The sequence below is a fragment of the Streptomyces sp. CB03234 genome, assembly GCF_001905885.1.
Taxonomy (GTDB): domain Bacteria; phylum Actinomycetota; class Actinomycetes; order Streptomycetales; family Streptomycetaceae; genus Streptomyces.
On sequence record NZ_LIYH01000001.1, the window covers coordinates 1,378,481 to 1,397,023 of the forward strand.

General features: G+C 71.7%; 16 protein-coding genes and 1 pseudogene. 6 read left to right on the top strand and 11 right to left on the bottom strand.

The features are described 5' to 3' along the window. The first annotated feature begins 16 nt into the window (after positions 1 to 16). Positions 17 to 577, top strand: coding sequence for a dihydrofolate reductase family protein (locus AMK26_RS06220; RefSeq protein ID WP_073752727.1), 561 nt, complete (start codon positions 17 to 19; stop codon positions 575 to 577). Positions 578 to 630: 53 nt separating this feature from the next. On the opposite strand, the pseudogene AMK26_RS06225 reads toward AMK26_RS06220, so the two are convergent. Further along, positions 631 to 1,261, bottom strand: a pseudogene (locus AMK26_RS06225) (class I SAM-dependent DNA methyltransferase). 154 nt (positions 1,262 to 1,415) lie between these two features. On the opposite strand from AMK26_RS06225, the gene AMK26_RS06230 reads away from it, so the two are divergent. Next, positions 1,416 to 2,459 carry an aminotransferase class V-fold PLP-dependent enzyme gene (locus AMK26_RS06230; protein WP_073752729.1) on the top strand — a complete coding sequence of 348 codons (1,044 nt, stop codon included), beginning with the start codon at positions 1,416 to 1,418 and terminating at the stop codon, positions 2,457 to 2,459. Here AMK26_RS06230 and AMK26_RS06235 read toward each other — a convergent pair. Continuing rightward, complete coding sequence (locus AMK26_RS06235) at positions 2,411 to 3,058, bottom strand: MarR family winged helix-turn-helix transcriptional regulator (protein ID WP_198943994.1); 648 nt, start codon at positions 3,056 to 3,058, stop codon at positions 2,411 to 2,413. The two genes, AMK26_RS06230 and AMK26_RS06235, sit on opposite strands and share 49 nt — an antisense overlap. Before the next feature lie 122 nt (positions 3,059 to 3,180). Between AMK26_RS06235 and AMK26_RS06240 the strand changes: the two genes are divergently transcribed. Continuing rightward, positions 3,181 to 4,260: an alkene reductase gene (locus AMK26_RS06240; RefSeq protein ID WP_073752731.1), complete on the top strand. Its 1,080-nt coding sequence runs from the start codon at positions 3,181 to 3,183 to the stop codon at positions 4,258 to 4,260. Between the two features lie 10 nt (positions 4,261 to 4,270). On the opposite strand, the gene AMK26_RS06245 is transcribed toward AMK26_RS06240, so the two are convergent. Genes AMK26_RS06245 through AMK26_RS06260 form a run of 4 tightly spaced genes read right to left on the bottom strand, consistent with a single transcriptional unit; the run spans position 4,271 to position 8,526 of the window. Then, entirely contained in the window at positions 4,271 to 5,299 is a 1,029-nt protein-coding gene (locus AMK26_RS06245; protein ID WP_073752733.1) for a LacI family DNA-binding transcriptional regulator, read from the bottom strand. Between the two features lie 22 nt (positions 5,300 to 5,321). Further along, entirely contained in the window at positions 5,322 to 6,239 is a 918-nt protein-coding gene (locus tag AMK26_RS06250; protein WP_073752734.1) for a carbohydrate ABC transporter permease, read from the bottom strand. Then, complete coding sequence (locus AMK26_RS06255) at positions 6,236 to 7,210, bottom strand: carbohydrate ABC transporter permease (protein WP_079277451.1); 975 nt, start codon at positions 7,208 to 7,210, stop codon at positions 6,236 to 6,238. The genes AMK26_RS06250 and AMK26_RS06255 overlap by 4 nt, the downstream gene beginning before the upstream one ends. Then, a complete protein-coding gene (locus AMK26_RS06260) occupies positions 7,207 to 8,526 on the bottom strand; it encodes an ABC transporter substrate-binding protein (protein WP_073752736.1) in 1,320 nt (439 codons plus the stop codon). Before AMK26_RS06260 ends, AMK26_RS06255 begins: the two co-directional genes overlap by 4 nt. Positions 8,527 to 8,740: 214 nt before the next feature. On the opposite strand from AMK26_RS06260, the gene AMK26_RS06265 reads away from it, so the two are divergent. Further along, positions 8,741 to 10,762 carry a beta-galactosidase gene (locus tag AMK26_RS06265; RefSeq protein ID WP_073752738.1) on the top strand — a complete coding sequence of 674 codons (2,022 nt, stop codon included), beginning with the start codon at positions 8,741 to 8,743 and terminating at the stop codon, positions 10,760 to 10,762. Between the two features lie 38 nt (positions 10,763 to 10,800). Continuing rightward, entirely contained in the window at positions 10,801 to 12,351 is a 1,551-nt protein-coding gene (locus tag AMK26_RS06270; RefSeq protein WP_073752740.1) for a glycoside hydrolase family 53 protein, read from the top strand. A 195-nt stretch (positions 12,352 to 12,546) separates the two neighbouring features. Here the strand turns inward: AMK26_RS06270 and thpD are convergent, their stop codons facing one another. From thpD to ectA, 4 genes are all read right to left on the bottom strand, one after another. Then, positions 12,547 to 13,407 (bottom strand): ectoine hydroxylase, encoded by an 861-nt coding sequence (gene thpD, locus AMK26_RS06275; RefSeq protein WP_073752742.1) that lies wholly within the window; start codon positions 13,405 to 13,407, stop codon positions 12,547 to 12,549. 3 nt (positions 13,408 to 13,410) lie between these two features. Next, on the bottom strand, positions 13,411 to 13,809 hold the full coding sequence (locus tag AMK26_RS06280; RefSeq protein WP_073752744.1) for an ectoine synthase: 399 nt from the start codon (positions 13,807 to 13,809) through the stop codon (positions 13,411 to 13,413). Between the two features lie 32 nt (positions 13,810 to 13,841). After that, on the bottom strand, positions 13,842 to 15,110 hold the full coding sequence (ectB, locus tag AMK26_RS06285) for a diaminobutyrate--2-oxoglutarate transaminase (protein ID WP_073752746.1): 1,269 nt from the start codon (positions 15,108 to 15,110) through the stop codon (positions 13,842 to 13,844). Between the two features lie 64 nt (positions 15,111 to 15,174). Continuing rightward, a complete protein-coding gene (ectA, locus tag AMK26_RS06290) occupies positions 15,175 to 15,720 on the bottom strand; it encodes a diaminobutyrate acetyltransferase (protein WP_198943995.1) in 546 nt (181 codons plus the stop codon). A 474-nt stretch (positions 15,721 to 16,194) separates the two neighbouring features. On the opposite strand from ectA, the gene AMK26_RS06295 reads away from it, so the two are divergent. Then, positions 16,195 to 17,307, top strand: a complete 1,113-nt coding sequence (locus AMK26_RS06295) for a LysR family transcriptional regulator (protein ID WP_241837797.1) — start codon at positions 16,195 to 16,197, stop codon at positions 17,305 to 17,307. Positions 17,308 to 17,428: 121 nt separating this feature from the next. Here the strand turns inward: AMK26_RS06295 and AMK26_RS06300 are convergent, their stop codons facing one another. After that, positions 17,429 to 18,532, bottom strand: coding sequence for an aminotransferase class V-fold PLP-dependent enzyme (locus AMK26_RS06300; RefSeq protein WP_073752750.1), 1,104 nt, complete (start codon positions 18,530 to 18,532; stop codon positions 17,429 to 17,431). Between the last annotated feature and the right edge of the window lie 11 nt (positions 18,533 to 18,543).

Here is an 18,543-nt window from a genome sequence, read left to right on the forward strand (position 1 = left end):
GAGGCGAGGTATCGCGATGGGAAAGATCGTCTTGTTCATGTCGGTGTCCCTGGACGGCTTCATGGAGGGGCCGCACCGTGAGCTCGACTGGCACCGGGTCGACGACGAACTGCACAGCCACTTCAACGAGCAGCTCGCGGGCATGGGCGCCTTCGTCGAGGGGCGCGTCACCTACGAGCTGATGGAGGGGTTCTGGTCGACGGCCGACTCCGATCCCGCCATCACCGGGCCCATGCGGGAGTTCGCCGGGATCTGGCGGGAGAAGCCCAAGTACGTGTTCTCCAGCACCCTGCAGGAGGCCGGCGGGAACGCCACCGTCATCCGGGACGTGGACCCCGAGGACATCGCGGCGCTGAAAACGCACCATCCGGGCGGCCTGGCGCTCGGCGGCGCCGACCTCGCCGCCGCGTTCAGGCGGCACGACCTGATCGACGAGTACCGCGTCTACGTCCACCCCGTCCTCATCGGCCGGGGCAAGCCCCTGTTCCAGGACGCGGACACCGAGACCGGCCTGCGGCTCGTCGAGACGCGGGCCTTCGGCAACGGGGTGGTGCTCCTGAGGTACGAGCGGGAATGATCCCCGCCCACGCGGCTCGGGGAGACCGCTTGGACGGGGCGAAGGGGCAGTGGCTACGGCCTGGTGGCGCGAGCGATCAGGGTGCCGATGTGACCGGGCGTGGGAGCGTCGAGGATCTGTACGTCCGGATCCGTGAACCCGGCTTCGAGCAGGAAGCCGGCCCACCTGCGCGGGGTGTAGCCCTACCGATACCTGTACATGCCCTGTGGGCCGTACGCCCCGGGAATGGCGGGCGGGTGGGAGAACGCGAAGATGCCACCGGGGTTGAGTCGCTGCGCGACGAGCGGCAGGAGCTTGGCGGGATCGGCGAGCCAGTCCGCGCCGAAGACGGAATGGATGGCGTCGTACGTCTCGGTGCTCTCGCGGAGATGGTCCAGGACTTCGGCACATACGAATCGCGCCCCCAACGGTCCCCACCGCTCGATGGCGTTCGCCACCATGAGGGCGAGAGGTCCAGGCCGGTCATCTTGACCCCCTGCTGTGCCAGGTAGGCGAGTGCCCGCCCGGTGCCGCATCCGATTTCGAGGGCGGTTGTCGGCGTGCCGAGAATTTCGGGCCCGGGCCGTGGCCGGAGTACTGGGTCCAGCAGAACACGGGGTCGGGCTCGAACATCGTGTTCTTCGTGCTCTCGGCGAAGGCGTCCCAGAGTTCGCGTTCGGCGTCGATGTCGTGTCGTGCGGGCAACGGGCTTTCCTGGCTGTGGGGGTGGCAGGAACATCAATGCCGGATCAGCGGCAGTCGGGGACCTTGTCGTCACACGGCGACGTGGGGGCGGTGGCGGGCTGTGGTGTGGACGGGGCGTGTTGACCCGGGCGTTGCCCGCGCGCAGGGTAGGGGCATGGAAACCCCTCTCGGCGGCGACGAGTTCGCGCCCGCGCAGACGTACGTGGACACTTCCCGCTGCGGGCTGCTGCCCCGGCGTACCGTGGCCGCCGTGACGGCACTGGCGGAGGGGGTCGCCGCGGGGACGGCGGGCGGGTCGGGGAGTTTCGAGGCCGTGGACGGGGCGCGGCGCGGGTTCGCGCGGGTGGTGGGGGTGGGCGTGGACCGGGTCGCGGTGGGCAGTTCGGTCGCCGTCCATGTGGGGCTGGTGGCGAACTCGTTGCCGGCCGGGGCGGAGGTGCTGTTCGTGGACGGCGACTTCGGCTCGCTGATCACGCCGTTCGCGGTGCGCGGGGACCTCAAGGCGCGGTTCGTGCCGCTGGAGGACCTGGCGGACGCGGTACGGCCCGGGACGGCGCTCGTTGCTTTCTCGGCCGTCCAGTCGGCGGACGGGCGCGTCGCCGACCTGGCCGCGGTACGGGAGGCGGCGGCCGCGCACGGGGCCCGCACGCTTGTCGACGCGAGCCAGGCGGCCGGGTGGCTGCCGCTGGACGCGGGGGCGTACGACTACACCGTGACGGGGGCGTTCAAGTTCCTGATGTGCCCGCGGGGCGCGTCGTTCCTCACCGTCACCGAGCAGGCCCAGGAGTCCCTGGTGCCCATCCACGCGGGCTGGTTCGCCGCCGACGACCTGAGCGATCCGTACGGTCCGGCCGCCCGGCTCGCCGACACCGCCCGCCGCTTCGACGAGCCGCCCGCGTTCCTGTCGTACCACGGTGCCGAGCAGTCTCTGGCGCTCCTCGGCGAGATCGGCGTCGACGCCGTGCACGCCCACGACACGGCGCTCGCCGCCCGCTTCCGTGACGGCCTGGTCCGCCTCGGCCACCACCCGGTGCCGGGCGAGTCGGCCATCGTCGCCGTCCCGGGCCTGGGTGGGCGGCAGCCCGAGCTGGCGGCGGCGGGCGTCGCCGTTTCGGCCCGCGCCGGCAACCTCCGTGCCGCCTTCCACCTCTACAACTCGGCCGCCGACGTGGACCGCGTGCTGGACGTCCTGTCCTGAGTGCCGGGACAGCCGGCGGCCTCGCCGCACAGGTTGGCCTCCACCTTGCCCAGCAGCCGTGCCAGCTCGGCGCGCTCCGGCGCGTCGAGCCCGGCGAGCGTGTGCTCCTCCAGGCCGGCCCAGGCGCCGCTGACCTGCGCGTGCAGCGAGCAGCTGGCGCCGGTGGCCTCGACGAGGACCGCCCGCCGGTCGGCGGGGTCGGGTGAGCGGCGTACGTGTCCGGTCTGCTCCAGCCGCTGGAGCATCTTGGTGACCGTCGACGGGTCGAGGTCCACGACCTTGATCAGCTCCGACTGGCGGACCGGCCCCGCGTCCCAGAGGTACATCATCACGAACTCCTGGCCCGGGTAGATCCCGGCCGCCTTCAGGAACTTGCCGGCCGTGATGCGGTGCAGCCGGGCCACCCGCGCCAGGGTGTGGCTGATGGGGCCGCCGCGTGCCGCCGAGGGCAGCGCGTCGGGGCACAGCGCGTCCGGCCGCAGTGCGTCGGGCCGCAGTGCCTCAGGGGGCAGTGCGTCGGGGGACAGCGCGCCGGGGGGCAGCGCGTCGGTACAGGCGGCGGTCTCGGCGCCCGCCTCGGAGTGCTGGGGGGCTGACATCGGGGTCTCCTTGTGGGCGTCCGGATGACGATTCCAATTTTACCTTGGTCGGCCAACGAATGCGCTACAGTGGCGTCAGGCAGAAATGCTTGGCCGACCACATATGTTCTGGGAGCCTTACGATGACTACTGCTTTCGACCCCATCGACCTGTCCGGTACGCAGCTCGCCAACCGCATCGCCATGGCCCCGATGACCCGCAGCAGGGCCGGTGCCGGGCGGGTCCCGACCGACCTCACCGCCGAGTACTACGCGCAGCGCGCCTCGGCCGGCCTGATCATCACCGAGGGCGTCCAGCCCTCCCCGGTCGGCCAGGGCTACCCCGACACCCCCGGCCTGCACAGCGACGAGCAGACCGCCGCCTGGCGCAAGGTCACCGACGCCGTGCACGCCGAGGGCGGCCGGATCTTCGCCCAGGTGATGCACGCCGGCCGCATCGGCCACCCCGACCTGCTCGCCGACCAGCCCGGCGACCTCCACCCGGTCGCCCCCTCCGCCGTCGCCGCCCAGGGCCAGGTCTACACCGCCGACGGCCCCAAGGACTTCGTCACCCCGCGCGAGCTCACCGACGCCGAGGTACGGGACACCATCGCCGACTTCGTCGCCGCCGCCCGCAACGCCGTGGCCGCCGGGTTCGACGGCGTCGAGCTGCACGGCGCCAACGGCTACCTCATCCACCAGTTCCTGGCACCGAACACGAACGTGCGCACCGACGCCTGGGGCGGCTCCGCCGAGGGCCGCATCCGCTTCGCCGTCGAGGTCGTCACGGCCGTCGCCGCCGAGATCGGTCCCGAGCGCACCGGCCTCAGGATCTCGCCCGGGAACCCGTTCAACGACATCGACGAGCCCGAGCCGGAGGAGACGTACACCGCGCTGGTGGCAGCCCTCGAGCCGCTCGGGATCGCCTACCTGCACGTCCTGGAGAGCTCCCCGGCCTCCCGGGAGCTCACCCTTGGCCTGCGCAAGCGGTTCTCCGGCACCCTCGTCCTCAACCCGGCCACCGAGGGCCCGACCAGCGCCGAGGACCTCGCGCTGATCGAGAACGGCACGGCCGACATGGTGGCGTTCGGCGCCCTGTTCCTCGCCAACCCCGACCTGCCGGCCCGCCTGAAGGCCAACGGCCCGTACAACACCCCGGACACCGCCACCTTCTACGGCGGCGACCACCGCGGGTACACGGACTACCCGGCGCTGGTCGGCTGAGCCCGAAGCCTCACGCCGACTCGCGGCGTACCAGCTCGGTGGGGAGGATGACCGCGGCGGCTTCCTCCCCGCCTATGCGGGCCAGCAGCATCCGCACCATCTCGGCGCTGATCCGGTCCCACGGCTGGCGGATCGTGGTGAGCGGTGGCCGGGACGCCACCGCGGCCGGCGAGTCGTCGAAACCGCCCACCGCCACGTCCTCCGGCACTCGCCGCCCCGCCCGCGCCAGCGTGTCCAGCACACCCTGCGCCATCAGGTCCGACGCCACGAACACCGCGTCCACGTCCGGCGCCCGCTCCAGCAGCAGCCCGGCCGCCGCCTCGCCGCTCGCCCGGCTGTAGTCGCCCGGCACGATCAGCCCCTCGTCGGCCGGCAGCCCGCACTCGGCCAGCGTCTCCCGGTACCCCGCGAGCCGCTCCACCCCGCCCGGGGTGTCCGGCGGGCCGGTCACCGTGGCGATGCGGCGGCGGCCCGTCGCGTACAGATGGCGCACCATCTCCCGCGCGCCCTCCCGGTCGTCGGCCGCGACGTAACTGACCTTCGACGTCTGGCCGAGCGGCTTCCCGCACGCCACCAGCGGAACGTCCGCCCGGCGCAGCTGCGTCACCACCGGGTCGCCGGAGTGGCTGGACACCAGCAGCACCCCGTCCACATGGCCCGCCTCGATGTACCGCAGGTTGCGCCGGCGTTCGTCGGCCGTGCCCGCGATCATCAGCAGCAGCGGAATGTCCTGGTCGGCCAGCGCCTGGGTGCAGCCCCGCAGCAGCACATTGAAGTTGGGGTCCTCGAAGAACCGCTCCTGCGGCTCGGTCAGCAGGAACGCCACCGAGTCCGACTTGCCGGTGATCAGCGAGCGGGCGTGCCGGTTCACGACGTAACCGGTCTTGCGGATCGCGGCGTTGACCGCGTCCTGGGCGGCGGGGCTGACGTAGTGCCCGCCGTTGAGGACGCGCGAGACGGTGCCGCGGGAGACCCCCGCCTCCCGGGCCACGTCATGGATGGTCGGCGGCCGACGCCTGCCCTCGGTGCTGCGGCTCATGCTCTGCGTTCCCCTCGTGTCATCAGGACTTTACGGCCCCGGACAGCAGGTCCAGGCTCCAGAACCGCTGGATGACCAGGAAGAGGGCGATGAGCGGGACGACCGCCAGCATGGCACCGGTGATCACCAGCGTGTAGAGCGCCGGCGTCGCGGAGCCCTGCGCGAGCAGGGTGTAGAGCCCCACCGTCATCGGGAACTTCTCGTCGTCACCGAGCATGATGTACGGCAGCAGGAAGTTGTTCCAGATCGCCACGAACTGGAAGAGGAAGATCGTGACGAGCCCCGGCGACATCATCGGGACCGCGATCCGCCAGAAGATCCGCCACTCGCCCGCCCCGTCCATCCGGCCCGCCTCGACCAGCTCCATGGGGATGGCCGCCTCGGCGTAGATCCGGCCGAGGTAGACGCCGTACGGGGACAGGACCAGGGGCAGCAGCACGGACAGGTACGTGTCCGCCATACCGGCCTTCGCCAGCAGCAGGTACTGCGGGATGGCGAGGATGACCGGCGGCATCAGTACGCCCGTGAGCAGGACGTTGAAGACCGCCTCGCGTCCGCGGAACCGGTAGATCGCCAGCGCGTACCCCGAGACGGCCGACACGACCGTGGACAGGACGGCGCCGAAGCCCGCGTAGAAGGCCGAGTTGGCCATCCACCGCCAGTAGATCCCGTCCCGGTACGCGTCCAGGTCGGCCAGGTTGTCGCCGAAGCCGCTGCCCGGCAGGAAGGTGAAGGTGGAGAACAGCTCCGTACCCGACTTGGTGGCCGCCACCACCACCCAGGCGACCGGCAGCAGGCAGTACAGCGCGCCGAGCAGCAGCGCCGCGGTGGGCAGCAGGGCGGTCCGGCGCGGGCGCGAGGCCCCGGGGACGGGCCGGCCCCGGGACGTTCCGGCGGCCGGGGGCGCGGTGCGTAGCGGGGGAGCGGTGAGGTCGGTCATCGGGTACGTCCCTGCTTCCTTCCGGAGTTGGAGGCCCTCAGAAGGCCGAACGACAGCACGAACGTCGCCACCGCGAGGACGACGGCGGTCGCCGAGGCCGCGTACACGTTCCCGCCCACGAAGGCGTCGTTGTACACCTTCATCAGCGGGCTCCAGGTGGTGGGGATGCCGTTGGTCAGCGGGCGCAGGGTGGTCGGCTCGCTGAAGACCTGGAGCGTCGCGATGATCGAGAAGAAGAAGGTCAGTACGAGCGACGGCGCCACCATCGGGACCTTGATGCGCAGCGCGATCTGGAGCGGCGTGGCCCCGTCCAGCTTCGCCGCCTCGTACACCTCCGCCGGGATGGACCGCAGCGACGTGTAGATCACGATCATGTTGAACCCGGTGCCGCCCCACACGGCGATGTTCGACAGCGCCAGGAACAGCGGCCCGCCGTCCAACAGGTCCGGCCGGGGCAGGCCGAGAGCGTCGAGTACGTAGTGGAACGGGCTGACGTCGGGCAGGTACAGGAACCCCCACAGCATCGCCGCCACGACACCGGGGATGGCGTACGGGAGGAAGATCGCGAGCCGCGAGAAGGACCGCGCCCGCACCCGCTCGGTGTCCAGCAGCAGCGCGAACAGCAGCGCCAGGCCGAGCATCACGGGGACGACGATCGCGCCGTACCCGAGGATGCGCAGCGCGCCTCGGCCGAGCTCGGAGTCGGTGAGCGCGGCGGTGTAGTTGGCCAGGCCCGCCCAGACCTCCTCGCGGGCGCCCCTGCCGAGGCCCAGCCCCTGGACCTCGATCTTGTGCAGGCTGAGCCAGACCGCGTAGCCGATGGGCAGGGCGAAGAAGAGCGTGAAGAGGACCGTGGCAGGGAGGAGGAAAAGATAGGGGGCGCTTCGCGCTCGTTTCAGGGTGGTGGTGGGAGACGGGTGGGCGTACGGGGCGCCCTGCACCCCGTACGCCTTCCGGCGCGTGCTGGTCACGGGGCGACCTCGAAGCCCTGCTTCTTCAGGTCCGCGACCGTGGCCTGCTGCATCGCGGTCAGGGCCGCGTCGAAGCCGGACCTGGCCTTGGCGGCCTTGCCGAACTCGTCCTTGAAGGAGGTGTACGCGACGTTGACGTTCGGGCCCCAGGCGGCGGGCGCGGTGCCCTCGGCGATCTCGGCGGCGCGGGTGTAGAAGTCCGGCTGGTTGGCGAAGAACGCGGGGGCGGTGGCGAGCGCGCCGCCGGTCTGGGCGGCGGTGGCGGCCGGGTATATGCCGCTCTCCTTCACCAGCGCGGCCAGCGCCTCGGGGTCGGTGTTCAGCCAGGTGGCGAACTTGGCCGCGGCGGCCTTGTGCTTCGAGTCGGTGGTGACGGCGGTGGTGGAGCCGCCCCAGCTGCCGGTGGTGTTCGTGCCCTCGGTCCACTGGGGGAGGGGGGCCATGGCCCACTTGCCCTTGGTGTCGGGCGCGGCGGTGGTGAGGGTGCCGGGCGCCCACACCGCGCTCACCCAGGCGATCTGCTTGCCGGTGTTGAGCGCCTTGTTCCACGCCGGGGTGTACATCGGCTGGTTGTCGATGGCGCCCTCCTTGACCAGGCCGCCCCAGAAGCCGGCGACCTTCCTGGTGGCGGCGTCGTCGATGCCGACCTTCCACTTCTCGCCCTCGGTCGTCCACCACTTCGCGCCGGCCTGCTGGGCGAGTCCGGCGAACAGCCCGGAGTCGTTGGAGGAGAAGGTCGTCAGCGCCTTGTCCGGGGCCTTCTTCTTCAGGGCGCGGGCGGTGGCGGCGAACTCGTCCCAGGTGGTGGGGACGGTCAGCCCGTACTGCTTGAACAGGTCGGCCCGGTAGTAGAACATCATCGGCCCGGAGTCCTGGGGCAGCGCGTACACGGCGTCCGTGCCGAGCGTGACCTGCTGCCAGACGCCCGGCGCGTACGCCTTCTCGGCGTCGCCGGCCTCCTTGGAGATGTCGGCGAGGGCGTCATTGCTGACCAGGGTCGGCAGCGCCTGGTACTCGGCCTGGACGAGGTCGGGGGCCTGGTGCGCCTTGGCCGCCGTGATGATCTTGGTGACCAGGTCGTCGCCGGAGGCCTGCTTCTTCACCGTGACGGTGATGTCCGGATGCTTCTTGTTCCACAGGGCGGCGACCTTGTCCATGCCGGGCGCCCAGGCCCAGTAGGTGAGCGAGACGGGGCCGGATGCGGCGCCCCCGCCGTCGTCCGAGGACGACCCGCACCCGGTGAGGGCGGTCGCGCCGAGGGCGACGGCGGTGGCGATGGCGATGGCGGAAACGCGGCGGTGCAGCGCGTGCGGCATGGGGGCTTCTCCCTGACCGAGGGGGGCGGCCTCCGCCGTAGTGGGAGGCCTGCCATGCTTCTGTGAGCGTTCACAGTAGAGAAACATCCCAGACACTTGTCAATGGTTGTTGCTGTGCGGTTATGTTGCGTTCCGACGGCACGCCGAGTGTGTGCACGTTCCCACTTGTTCGGAACGCGGTGGGAAGCTTTCCCGAGGAACCAGGAGAAACCCCATGCCGGAGACCACTCCCAGAGGCCTGCGCCGGCTCGCCTACGGCGGGGACTACAACCCCGAACAGTGGCCGGAAAGCATCTGGCAGGAGGACGTCCGGCTGATGCGCGAGGCCGGCGTCACCATGGTCAGCGTCGGCATCTTCTCCTGGGCCGGGCTCGAACCCGAGCCCGGCGCCTACGACTTCGGCTGGCTCGACCGGCTCCTGGACCTGCTCCACGAGCACGGCATCCGCGCCGACCTCGGCACGCCCACCGTCGTCCCGCCCGCCTGGTTCTACCGCGCCCACCCCGACGCGCTGCCCGTCACCCGCGAGGGCACGCGGTACGCCTTCGGCTCGCGCGGCGCCATCTGCCACAGCTCACCGGCGTACCGCGCCGCCGCCGCGACCATCACGGAACAGCTCGCCCGCCGCTACGGCGCCCACCCCGCCCTCGCCCTGTGGCACGTCCACAACGAGTACGGCGTCCCGGTCAGCGCCTGCTACTGCGACACCTGCGCCGACCACTTCCGCCGCTGGCTGGACGCCCGCTACGGCTCGATCGACGCCGTCAACGACGCCTGGGGCACCGCCTTCTGGGGCCAGCACTACACCGCGTACGAGCAGATCGACCCGCCCCGCGCCACGCCCACCGTCGGCAACCCCGCCCAAGCGCTCGACTACCGCCGCTTCGCCGACGCCACCATGCGCGAGAACTTCTCGATGGAGCGGGACATCCTGCACCGGCTGTCCCCCGGCGTCCCCGTCACCACCAACTTCATGACCGCGCTCAGCCAGTGCGACAGCGTCGACTACTGGGCCTGGGGCCGTGAGGTCGACCTGGTCACCAACGACCACTACCTGATCACCGACGGCCGCCGTACGCACGTCAACCTCGCCATGGCCGCCGACCTCACCCGCTCCGTCGCCGGCGGCGCCCCCTGGCTGCTGCTGGAGCACTCCACCAGCGGCGTCAACTGGCAGCCGCGCAACCCCGCCAAGCGCCCCGGCGAGATGGCCCGCAACTCCCTCGCCCACATCGCACGCGGCTCCGAGGGCGCCATGTTCTTCCAGTGGCGCCAGTCCCGGCGCGGCGCCGAGAAGTTCCACTCCGCGATGGTGCCGCACGCCGGAACCGACTCCCGCGTCTGGCGCGAGGTCGTCCAGCTCGGCGCCGACCTCGGTGCCCTGGCCGAGCTGCGCGGTACGCGGACGGTCGCGGACGCCGCCATGGTGTGGGACTGGCACTCCTGGTGGGCGCAGAACCTGGAGTGGCGCCCCAGCCGGGACCACGACGCCCGCGAGCGCGCCGACAGCTTCTACGAGACCCTCTACGACCGGCACCTCACCGTCGACTTCGCCCACCCCGAGGCCGACCTGTCCGCCCACCCCCTGGTCGTCGTCCCCGCTCTGTACCTCACCACCGAGGCCGCGGGCCGCAATCTGCGCGCCTACGTCGAGAACGGCGGCACCCTCGTCGTCTCCTACTTCTCCGGCATCGTCGACGAGCACGACGCCGTCCACCCCGGTGCGTACCCGGGCGCCCTGCGGGACGTCCTCGGCCTCACGGTGGAGGAGTGGTCGCCGCTGGGCGAGGGCGAGACGGTACGGATCACGGAGGCGGCCGGGGACGGGGCGCTGACCGGCGACGTGTGGACCGAGTTCGTCGTCCCGCGCGGCGCCGAGACCATCTGGACGTACGCCGACGGCCCGGCCGCCGGCCACCCCGCCGTCACCCGCCACCGCCTGGGCAAGGGCACCGCCTGGTACGTCTCCACCCGCCTCGCCCCGCCCGCCCTGGACGCGGTCATCGGCGCGGCCTGCGAGGACGCGGGCATCGCGCCACGCACCGACCTGCCCCGCGACGTCGAGGTGGTGCGCCGCACCGGCGACAGCGGCACCTACCTGTTCGCCCTCAACCACACCGCGCACGACGCCAAGGTGCCGCTGGACGCCCCCGGCACCGAACTCCTCAGCGGCGAGCCCGTCGCCGGCCACCTCGCCGTCCCGGCGGGCGCGGTCTGCGTCGTCCGGCTCGCGTAACCCCCGCAACGCCACACACATCGTCGAAGGGACGCGACATGTACGGCACCACCAGAGCGGCCACGGCCGCCGTCATCGCCGCCGCGGGCCTGCTCCTCGCCGGGCTGCCCGCGACCACGGCCGACGCCGCGGCCACGCTCACCAACCCCGGCTTCGAAAGCGGCGCCACCGGCTGGTCCACCTACTCCGCCACCGGCCAGAACAGCGCCTCGTTCACCGAGGCCGGCGGGGCGAGCGGCAGCACCCGCCTCTCCCACTGGGCTTCCGGCGCCTACAAGGTGGAGACCTACCAGTACCTGTCCGGTCTCACGGACGGTACGTACACACTGAGCGCCCGCGTCCGCTCCAGCGGCGGGCAGAACGCCGCGTACATCGCGCTGCGCAACTGCGGCAGCCCCGAGCAGCGCACCGACCTGCCGCCCACCGCGAACGGCGCCTGGATACGGATCGTGACCTCCGTCAAGGTCACCGGCGGCCAGTGCACGGTGAGCTTCAACTCCGACGCGCACGCGGGCCAGTGGGCCAACTTCGACGACGTCACCTTCACGCCCGGGACGACCGGCCTCGCCATCAAGGGCGGCGACCTGTCGACGCTCCCGAAGAACGAGGCGTACGGGGCGTCCTACCGGTACGCGAACGGCACGAGCGGCGACGCGATGGCCATCCTCAAGGCGGCCGGCATGAACTACGTACGCCTCAAGGTGTGGGTGAACCCCGCCGACGGCTACAACAACAAGGCGAAGGTCCTCGCCATGGCCAAGCGCGCCAAGGCCCAGGGCATGAAGGTCCTGGTGGACTTCCACTACTCCGACACCTGGGCCGACCCCGGCAAGCAGTACAAGCCCGCGGCCTGGTCCTCGCACACGTACGAGCAGCTGAGGAAGGACGTGTACGACCACACGTACGACGTCCTCGGCGCCCTCAAGGCGCAGGGCACCACGGCCGACATGGTCCAGATCGGCAACGAGCTGAACGCCGGGATGCTGTGGGAGGAGGGCCGCACGTCGAACTGGTCGCAGCTGGCCGGGCTGGTCACCTCCGGCGCGAACGCCGCCAAGGCCGTCTCGTCCTCCACGCAGGTCGCCCTGCACCTGGCGAAGGGCGGCGACAACGCGGGCACCCGCTGGTGGTTCGACCAGGCCGTCGCGTACAAGGTGCCCTTCGACGTCATCGCCCTGTCGTACTACGGCTACTGGCACGGCCCGCTCTCGGGCCTCCAGGCCAACCTGGACGACACCGCCGCCCGGTACGGCAAGCCCGTGCTGGTCGCGGAGACGGCGTACGCGCACACGCTCGCCAACGACGACTTCCTGGAGAACAACGTCGCCACCGCCGACACTCTGGCCCCCGGCTACCCGGCGACCCCGGCGGGCCAGGCCGCCAACCTGCGGGACGTGATGAACGTCGTCGAGGCCGTGCCGAACGGCCGGGGCCTCGGCGTCGTCTACTGGGAGCCCGCCTGGACCGCGGTGACCGGCAGCGGCTGGGACCCGGCCGACCCGGCGTCGGGCAACGCCTGGGAGAACCAGGCCGTGTTCGACTACGACGGCAGGCTGCTGCCGGCCGCGAACTGGTTCCGCCACCGCTGACGGCACGCCGCCGAGGGCGCCGCGTTGACGGCACCCCTGCGGACAGCACCGCGCCGACGCACCCGCGAGGGGCGGGACCGCACCCCGGTCCCGCCCCTCCGCGTGTGTGCCGGACGCGTCACCGCACCGGCGTGAAGTCCCGCGCGCCGATGCTGCGTCTCCCGGGGGACGACCCCCGGACCCCCGGCAGCGGGGTCACCGCACCGGCGTGAAGTCCCGCGCGCCGATGAACTCCGGTCGCCGGACCGGGGCCGCGAACGGCTCCACCGCCGTGTTCTCCACGCTGTTGAACACGATGAAGACGTTGCTGCGCGGGTACGGCGTGATGTTGTCGCCCGAGCCGTGCATCGCGTTGCAGTCGAACCAGGTCGCCGAGCCGGCCCTGCCGGTGAACAGCCGGATGCCGTGCGCGTCGGCGAACTTGGTCAGCGCCTCGTCCGAGGGCGTGCCCGCGTCCTGCATCTGCAGCGACTTCTTGTAGTTGTCCTTCGGCGTCTCGCCCGCGCAGCCCAGGAACGACGTGTGCGACCCCGGCATGATCATCAGGCCGCCGTTGGTGTCGAGGTTCTCGGTCAGCGCGATCGACACGGACACCGTCCGCATCCGCGGCAGCCCGTCCTCCGCGTGCCACGTCTCGAAGTCCGAGTGCCAGTAGAAGCCGGAGGCGCCGAAGCCCGGCTTCACGTTGATCCGCGACTGGTGGACGTACACGTCGGAGCCGAGGATCTCGCGGGCCCGGCCCACCACGCGCTCGTCGCGCACCAGCCGGGCGAACACCTCGCTGATCCGGTGGACCTCGAAGACCGACCGTACGTCCTGGGACTTCGGCTCGATGATCGAGCGCTCGTCGGCGCGGACCGCCGGGTCGGTGACCAGCCGGTCGAGCTCCGCCCGGTAGACGGCGACCTCGTCGTCCGTGATCAGCTGGTCGACGGCGAGGAAGCCGTCACGCTCGAACGACGCCAGCTCCGGCGACGACACCGGCCCCCAGACGACCGGGTCCTGGCGCGGGGTGACGACCTCGGACGCGCCTCGGGTGGGGTAGAGATCCTGCATTGTTCAGCCCTCCTCGGTCAGCAGCGGGTACACACCGTTCTCGTCGTGGTCCTCCCGTCCGGTGACAGGAGGGTTGAACACGCACACGCACCGGAAGTCGGTCTTCGGGCGCAGGGTGTGGCGCTCATGGCCGTCGAGCAGGTACATCGTGCCCGGCTCGATCCAGTGCGTCTCGCCCGTCTCGTCGTTGGTCAGCTCGGCCTCGCCCTCGACGCACAGCACGGCCTCGATGTGGTTGGCGTACCACATGGAGGTCGCGGTCCCCGCGTACAGCACGGTCTCGTGCAGGGAGAAGCCGACCTTCTCCTTGGCGAGCACGATGCGCTTGGACTCCCAGGTGCCAGAGGCCGCCTTCACATGGCGCTCGGTGTTCTCGATGTCCTTGAACGATCGGACGATCACGGTGGTGCAACTTCCTTTCGTACGGGAAAGATTCAGGCGGTTTCGCGGACCGCGCGGGCCAGCGTCCGCAGCCCCTCGTCCAGCTCGTCGGGCGTGACCGTCAGCGGCGGCAGCAGCTTGACGACCTCGCTCTGCGGGCCCGACGTCTCCACCAGCAGCCCCAGCTCGAAGGCGCGTGCGCAGACCGCCGCGGCACGCGACTTGTCGGTGAACTCCATGCCCCACACCAGACCGCGGCCCCGGAAGTGGGCGCCGTAGGCGGAGTTCTCGTCGCAGATCGCCAGCAGCGCCTGCTCGACCTGCTCGCCGCGCGCGATGGTCTGCTTCTCCATCTGACCGTCGGCCCAGTAGGTGTCCAGCGCGGCGGTGGCCGTGACGAAGGCCGGGTTGTTGCCGCGGAAGGTGCCGTTGTGCTCACCGGGGCCCCACACGTCCAGCTCCGGCATGAACAGGCAGAGCGACATCGGCAGGCCGTAGCCGCTGATGGACTTCGACAGGGTGACGATGTCCGGGGTGATGCCCGCCTCCTCGAAGGAGAAGAAGGCACCCGTGCGGCCGCAGCCCATCTGGATGTCGTCGACGATCAGCAGCATGTCCTGGCGGTCGCACAGCGCCCGCAGCGCGCGCAGCCACTCGGCGCGGGCGACGTTGATGCCGCCCTCGCCCTGCACGGTCTCCACGATCACGGCGGCCGGCTTGTTCAGGCCGGAGCCCTGGTCCTCCAGGAGCCGCTCGAACCACAGGAAGTCCGGGACCTGGCCGTCGAGGTAGTTGTCGAACGGCATCGGGGTGCCGTGCACCAGCGGGATACCGGCCCCGGCGCGCTTGAACGCGTTGCCGGTGACGGCGAGCGAGCCGAGCGACATGCCGTGGAAGGCGTTGGTGAACGACACGATCGACTCGCGCCCCTTCACCTTCCGGGCCAGCTTCAGCGCGGCCTCCACGGCGTTGGTGCCGGTCGGGCCCGGGAACATCACCTTGTAGGGCAGGTCGCGCGGCCGCAGGATCACGTTCTGGAAGGACTCCAGGAACGCGCGTTTCGCGGTCGTCGCCATGTCGAGGCCGTGGGTGATGCCGTCGCGCTCCAGGTAGTCGAGCAGGGCGCGTTTCAGTACGGGGTTGTTGTGGCCGTAGTTGAGCGAGCCGGCGCCGGCGAAGAAGTCGAGGTAGGTGTGTCCGTCCTCGTCGGTGAGGCGTGCGCCCTGCGCACGGTCGAACACGGCGGGCCAACCGCGGCAGTAGCTGCGCACCTCCGACTCAAGGGTCTCGAAGACACTCAGGGCGGGCGGGGTGATGGTCACAGCGGTTCGTCTCCTCGGTGCGGGTGTCTCAGGCGTGTCGGGCGGCGTTCGGTCGGTGGCGCGTTCAGGCGACGGGGCTGATGCGGTAGAGCACCTCGGGCTCGTGCGTCCCCTCGGGGAACAGCCCCCCGTTGAAGAGGACCTCACGCTCCAGTGACGCGCCACGGCGCTCCGCGTACGCCGTGAAGAGCCGGTCCGACGCCGTGTTGTCCGGCGTGATCGTGGTCTCCACGGTGTGGACGCCCTGTCCGGCCACGCGCGCCGTCAGCGCGTCGAGCAGCACGCCGGCCAGCCCCTGGCCACGGTGGTCGTGGTCCACGGCGACCTGCCAGACGACGAGGGTGTGCGGGCGCTGGGGCCTGATGTACCCCGTCACGAAGGCGATCGGTTCTCCGTCGGCGCCGCGCGCCACCAGTGAGGTGGCGGCGAAGTCGCGGCACCACAGCAAATAGCTGTACGAGGAGTTGAGGTCCAGGACCTCGGAGTCGCGGGCAATGCGCCAGATCGCGGCTCCGTCCTCCACTCGCGGGGTGTCGATACCGATGGCCGGCGTGGCCGGTCGGCGGAATTCGTTTCGGGCACGTGCAAGGTCTGCTTGTGCGGCGGTCATGCGGATTGAACTTACCCAGCAATTTCTGAAATTGCATCGGGGTGAGGGGTTGGGTGAGCGCCTGACCTGTGTTATCGCGCGGGCGCGAGATCAACGGGCGACCGCTCGCCGAACGCCGATATTTGCCCGGATATGTACGCGCAAAACGGGCGTGATGTGGAGTCGGTCACACTGGAGTAACCGGCTTGACACCTGCCCGAATTGCCCGCCGAATCCTTATGAAATCTTTGCGTTTAGGGTCCGGGATACGGGGCAGAAGAATGGGGCAAGCTGCCCGGGAAGGTGCCCTCCCTAAAGCAGTGCCAGGAATTCGGTGAAGTATTCCCGGTCCATTCCGTGTTCGCCATTTCGGCGATGCTCCCGCTCGGCCGCCGCCCCCGCCGGTTGAGTCGTTCCGGCCTCTTGCCCCGTACCTGTGCCTACATGTGCGTAGGCGCCACGGCGGTACGGGAAGAAGACGGGACAGGGAAGCGGTTGACCAGCACAGTGATCATCAACGGCGATGGGTGGGGGCCAGGAGTGGAGCTGCGTCAGCTGGAGTACTTCGTCGCGGTCGCCGAGGAGTTCGGCTTCGGACGGGCCGCGGAGCGGTTGCACACCGTCCCCGCATCGGTGAGCCGGCAGATCGCGCGGCTGGAGCACGAGCTGGGGCTGCGGCTGTTCGACCGCTCGGACCGGCACGGCGTACGGCACGGGGTGCGCCTCACGGCGGCCGGCGAGCGGCTGCTGCCCGAGGCCCGTGCCGCGCTGGCCGCGGCCGCCCGGGTGCGGGACACCGCCGCCGGGATCACCGCGGGGACGGAGGGCCTGGTACGGCTCGGCACCACCCGGGCCTTCGCCGACCGCGTCTACCGCGCCCTCGACACCCTGGCCGCGCGCCGCCCGGGGCTGCGCGTACGGCTGGAGCGGGCGCCCCAGGAGGCCCGCCTCGCGGCCGTACGCTCCGGAACGTTCGACGCCGCCCTCGTACGCACGCTGCGGCGGGCCGACGGCGTGGCCCTGCACCCGCTGTGGTCCGAGCCGCTGGTCGCCGCGCTGCCCGCCTCGCACGCGCTCGCGCTCGGCCTCGCGGAGGGCGAGGCCCCGAGCCTCGACCGGCTGGCGCGGCTGCCCCTGCGGCTGGCGCCGCGCGCCGCCGACCCGGCCCTGCACGACCTGGTCACGGCCGCGCTGCCGGAGTGGACGCCCGGGCCGCCGTTCACCACGCTCCAGGACACGCTCACCGAGCTGGCCGCCCACCCGGAGCCGTCGTGGGCGCTGTTCCACCCGGTGGGCCCGCTGCCGCCGATGCCCCGGATCACCTTCCGTACGCTGCCGGACCTCACGGTCCCGGTCTCCCTGGCCATCCCCTCGGGCCGCCCACCCACCCCACCGGTCCAAGCCCTCCTGGAAGCCCTGGCAACCACCACCACGCCCCCACCCCCTGCCGGGACGCCCCCCAAGGGCTCGGCGCCCACGGGTACGGTGCCCACGGGTACGGCGCCCACGGGGACGGTGCCCACGGGTACGGTGCCCACGGGTACGGCGCCCACCGGTACGGCCACGGGGAAGGCGCCGGCCGGGGCGGTCACGTCTGCGGTCCGTTGAGCGCCGGGGCGGGCGCCCGCGCGCGGCGGCGCCCACCGTAACGGCAGCCGCCGGGGCGGTCACGTCCACGGTGCGGTGACCGCACGGACGGTGCCCGTCGGGGCGGTGACCGGTGCCGCCGTCAGGTCCATGTCGCGGTGACCGCCCGGCGGGCGGCCGGCACGTCCGCCGCCGAGCCGGTCAGCTCGGTCAAGGCGGCGCCGAGGGCCGTCAGCGAGGCCTCCACCACGGCCCGGTCGGCGTCCGGCCCGTAGTGGTTGACCCGGACCATCTCCTTGGCCAGCGCCCCGCCGCCCGCCGCCAGGGGGAGCGACGGGTCGGCGGCCAGGGCGGCGGCCACCAGCTCGGCGGCGTCCACCCCGGCCGGGGCGCGCAGCGTCGTCGCGACCGGGGCGGCGTCCTTCGCCTCGTACACGTACGGCTCCAGGCCGCCACCCAGCGCGAGCGCACCCGCGCGGGTGGCCGCCGCGGCCGACGCGTGGCGGGCCATCAGCGTGTCCAGGCCCGCCGCCTCGATGCGCTCCAGGCACGCCTCCAGCGCCAGCATCTCCAGCTGCGCGGGCGCGTGCGGCAGCGCCGTGCGGCCGGCGTCGATCCAGCGCTCCTTCCAGTCCAGCAGGGAGAGGTACGAGCGGCGCGGCGCGGCCGGGTTGGCCGCGAACCGCTCCCACGCGCGCGTGCTGACCGACACCGCCGAGACCCCCGCCGGGCCGCCCATCGCCTTCTGCGCGCTGATGACGCACAGGTCCACGCCCCAGGCGTCCGGCAGCACCGGCTCCGCGCCGACCGAGGCCACCGCGTCCAGGTGGAACAGCGCGCCGTGCGCCCGTACCACCTCACCGATCTCGGCGACCGGGTTGGTGTTGCCGGTCGCCGCCTCCGCGTGCACCAGCGACACGAAGTCGATCTCCGGGTTCCGCTCCAGCGCCTCGCCGATCCGGTCGGCCGTCACCGCGGTGTGGAACGGCACCTCCAGGTCCACCACCGTCGCGCCGCAGTCGCGCAGCCAGTTGCCGAAGGTCTGCCCGTACGGCCCGGTGATCACGTTCAGGGCGGTCGAACCGGGCCGCGCGCCCGCGCGGATGCAGCCCTCCAGCGGCAGCAGCGCCTCGCCCTGCGTGATCACCACGTCCTGCTCGGTGGCGAGCAGCGCGGCCACGCGCCGCTCGATGGCCGCGAAGCGGTCGGCGGTCAGCGGGGGCAGATCGAGGAGGGGGTGCGACACGGGGCGGCTCT

Coding starts and splice junctions, on each gene's coding strand:
- AMK26_RS06220 (WP_073752727.1), top strand. CDS start 17: ATGGGAAAGATCGTCTTGTTCATGTCGGTGTCCCTGGACGGCTTCATG.
- AMK26_RS06230 (WP_073752729.1), top strand. CDS start 1,416: ATGGAAACCCCTCTCGGCGGCGACGAGTTCGCGCCCGCGCAGACGTAC.
- AMK26_RS06235 (WP_198943994.1), bottom strand. CDS start 3,058: ATGTCAGCCCCCCAGCACTCCGAGGCGGGCGCCGAGACCGCCGCCTGT.
- AMK26_RS06240 (WP_073752731.1), top strand. CDS start 3,181: ATGACTACTGCTTTCGACCCCATCGACCTGTCCGGTACGCAGCTCGCC.
- AMK26_RS06245 (WP_073752733.1), bottom strand. CDS start 5,299: ATGAGCCGCAGCACCGAGGGCAGGCGTCGGCCGCCGACCATCCATGAC.
- AMK26_RS06250 (WP_073752734.1), bottom strand. CDS start 6,239: ATGACCGACCTCACCGCTCCCCCGCTACGCACCGCGCCCCCGGCCGCC.
- AMK26_RS06260 (WP_073752736.1), bottom strand. CDS start 8,526: ATGCCGCACGCGCTGCACCGCCGCGTTTCCGCCATCGCCATCGCCACC.
- AMK26_RS06265 (WP_073752738.1), top strand. CDS start 8,741: ATGCCGGAGACCACTCCCAGAGGCCTGCGCCGGCTCGCCTACGGCGGG.
- AMK26_RS06270 (WP_073752740.1), top strand. CDS start 10,801: ATGTACGGCACCACCAGAGCGGCCACGGCCGCCGTCATCGCCGCCGCG.
- thpD (WP_073752742.1), bottom strand. CDS start 13,407: ATGCAGGATCTCTACCCCACCCGAGGCGCGTCCGAGGTCGTCACCCCG.
- ectA (WP_198943995.1), bottom strand. CDS start 15,720: ATGACCGCCGCACAAGCAGACCTTGCACGTGCCCGAAACGAATTCCGC.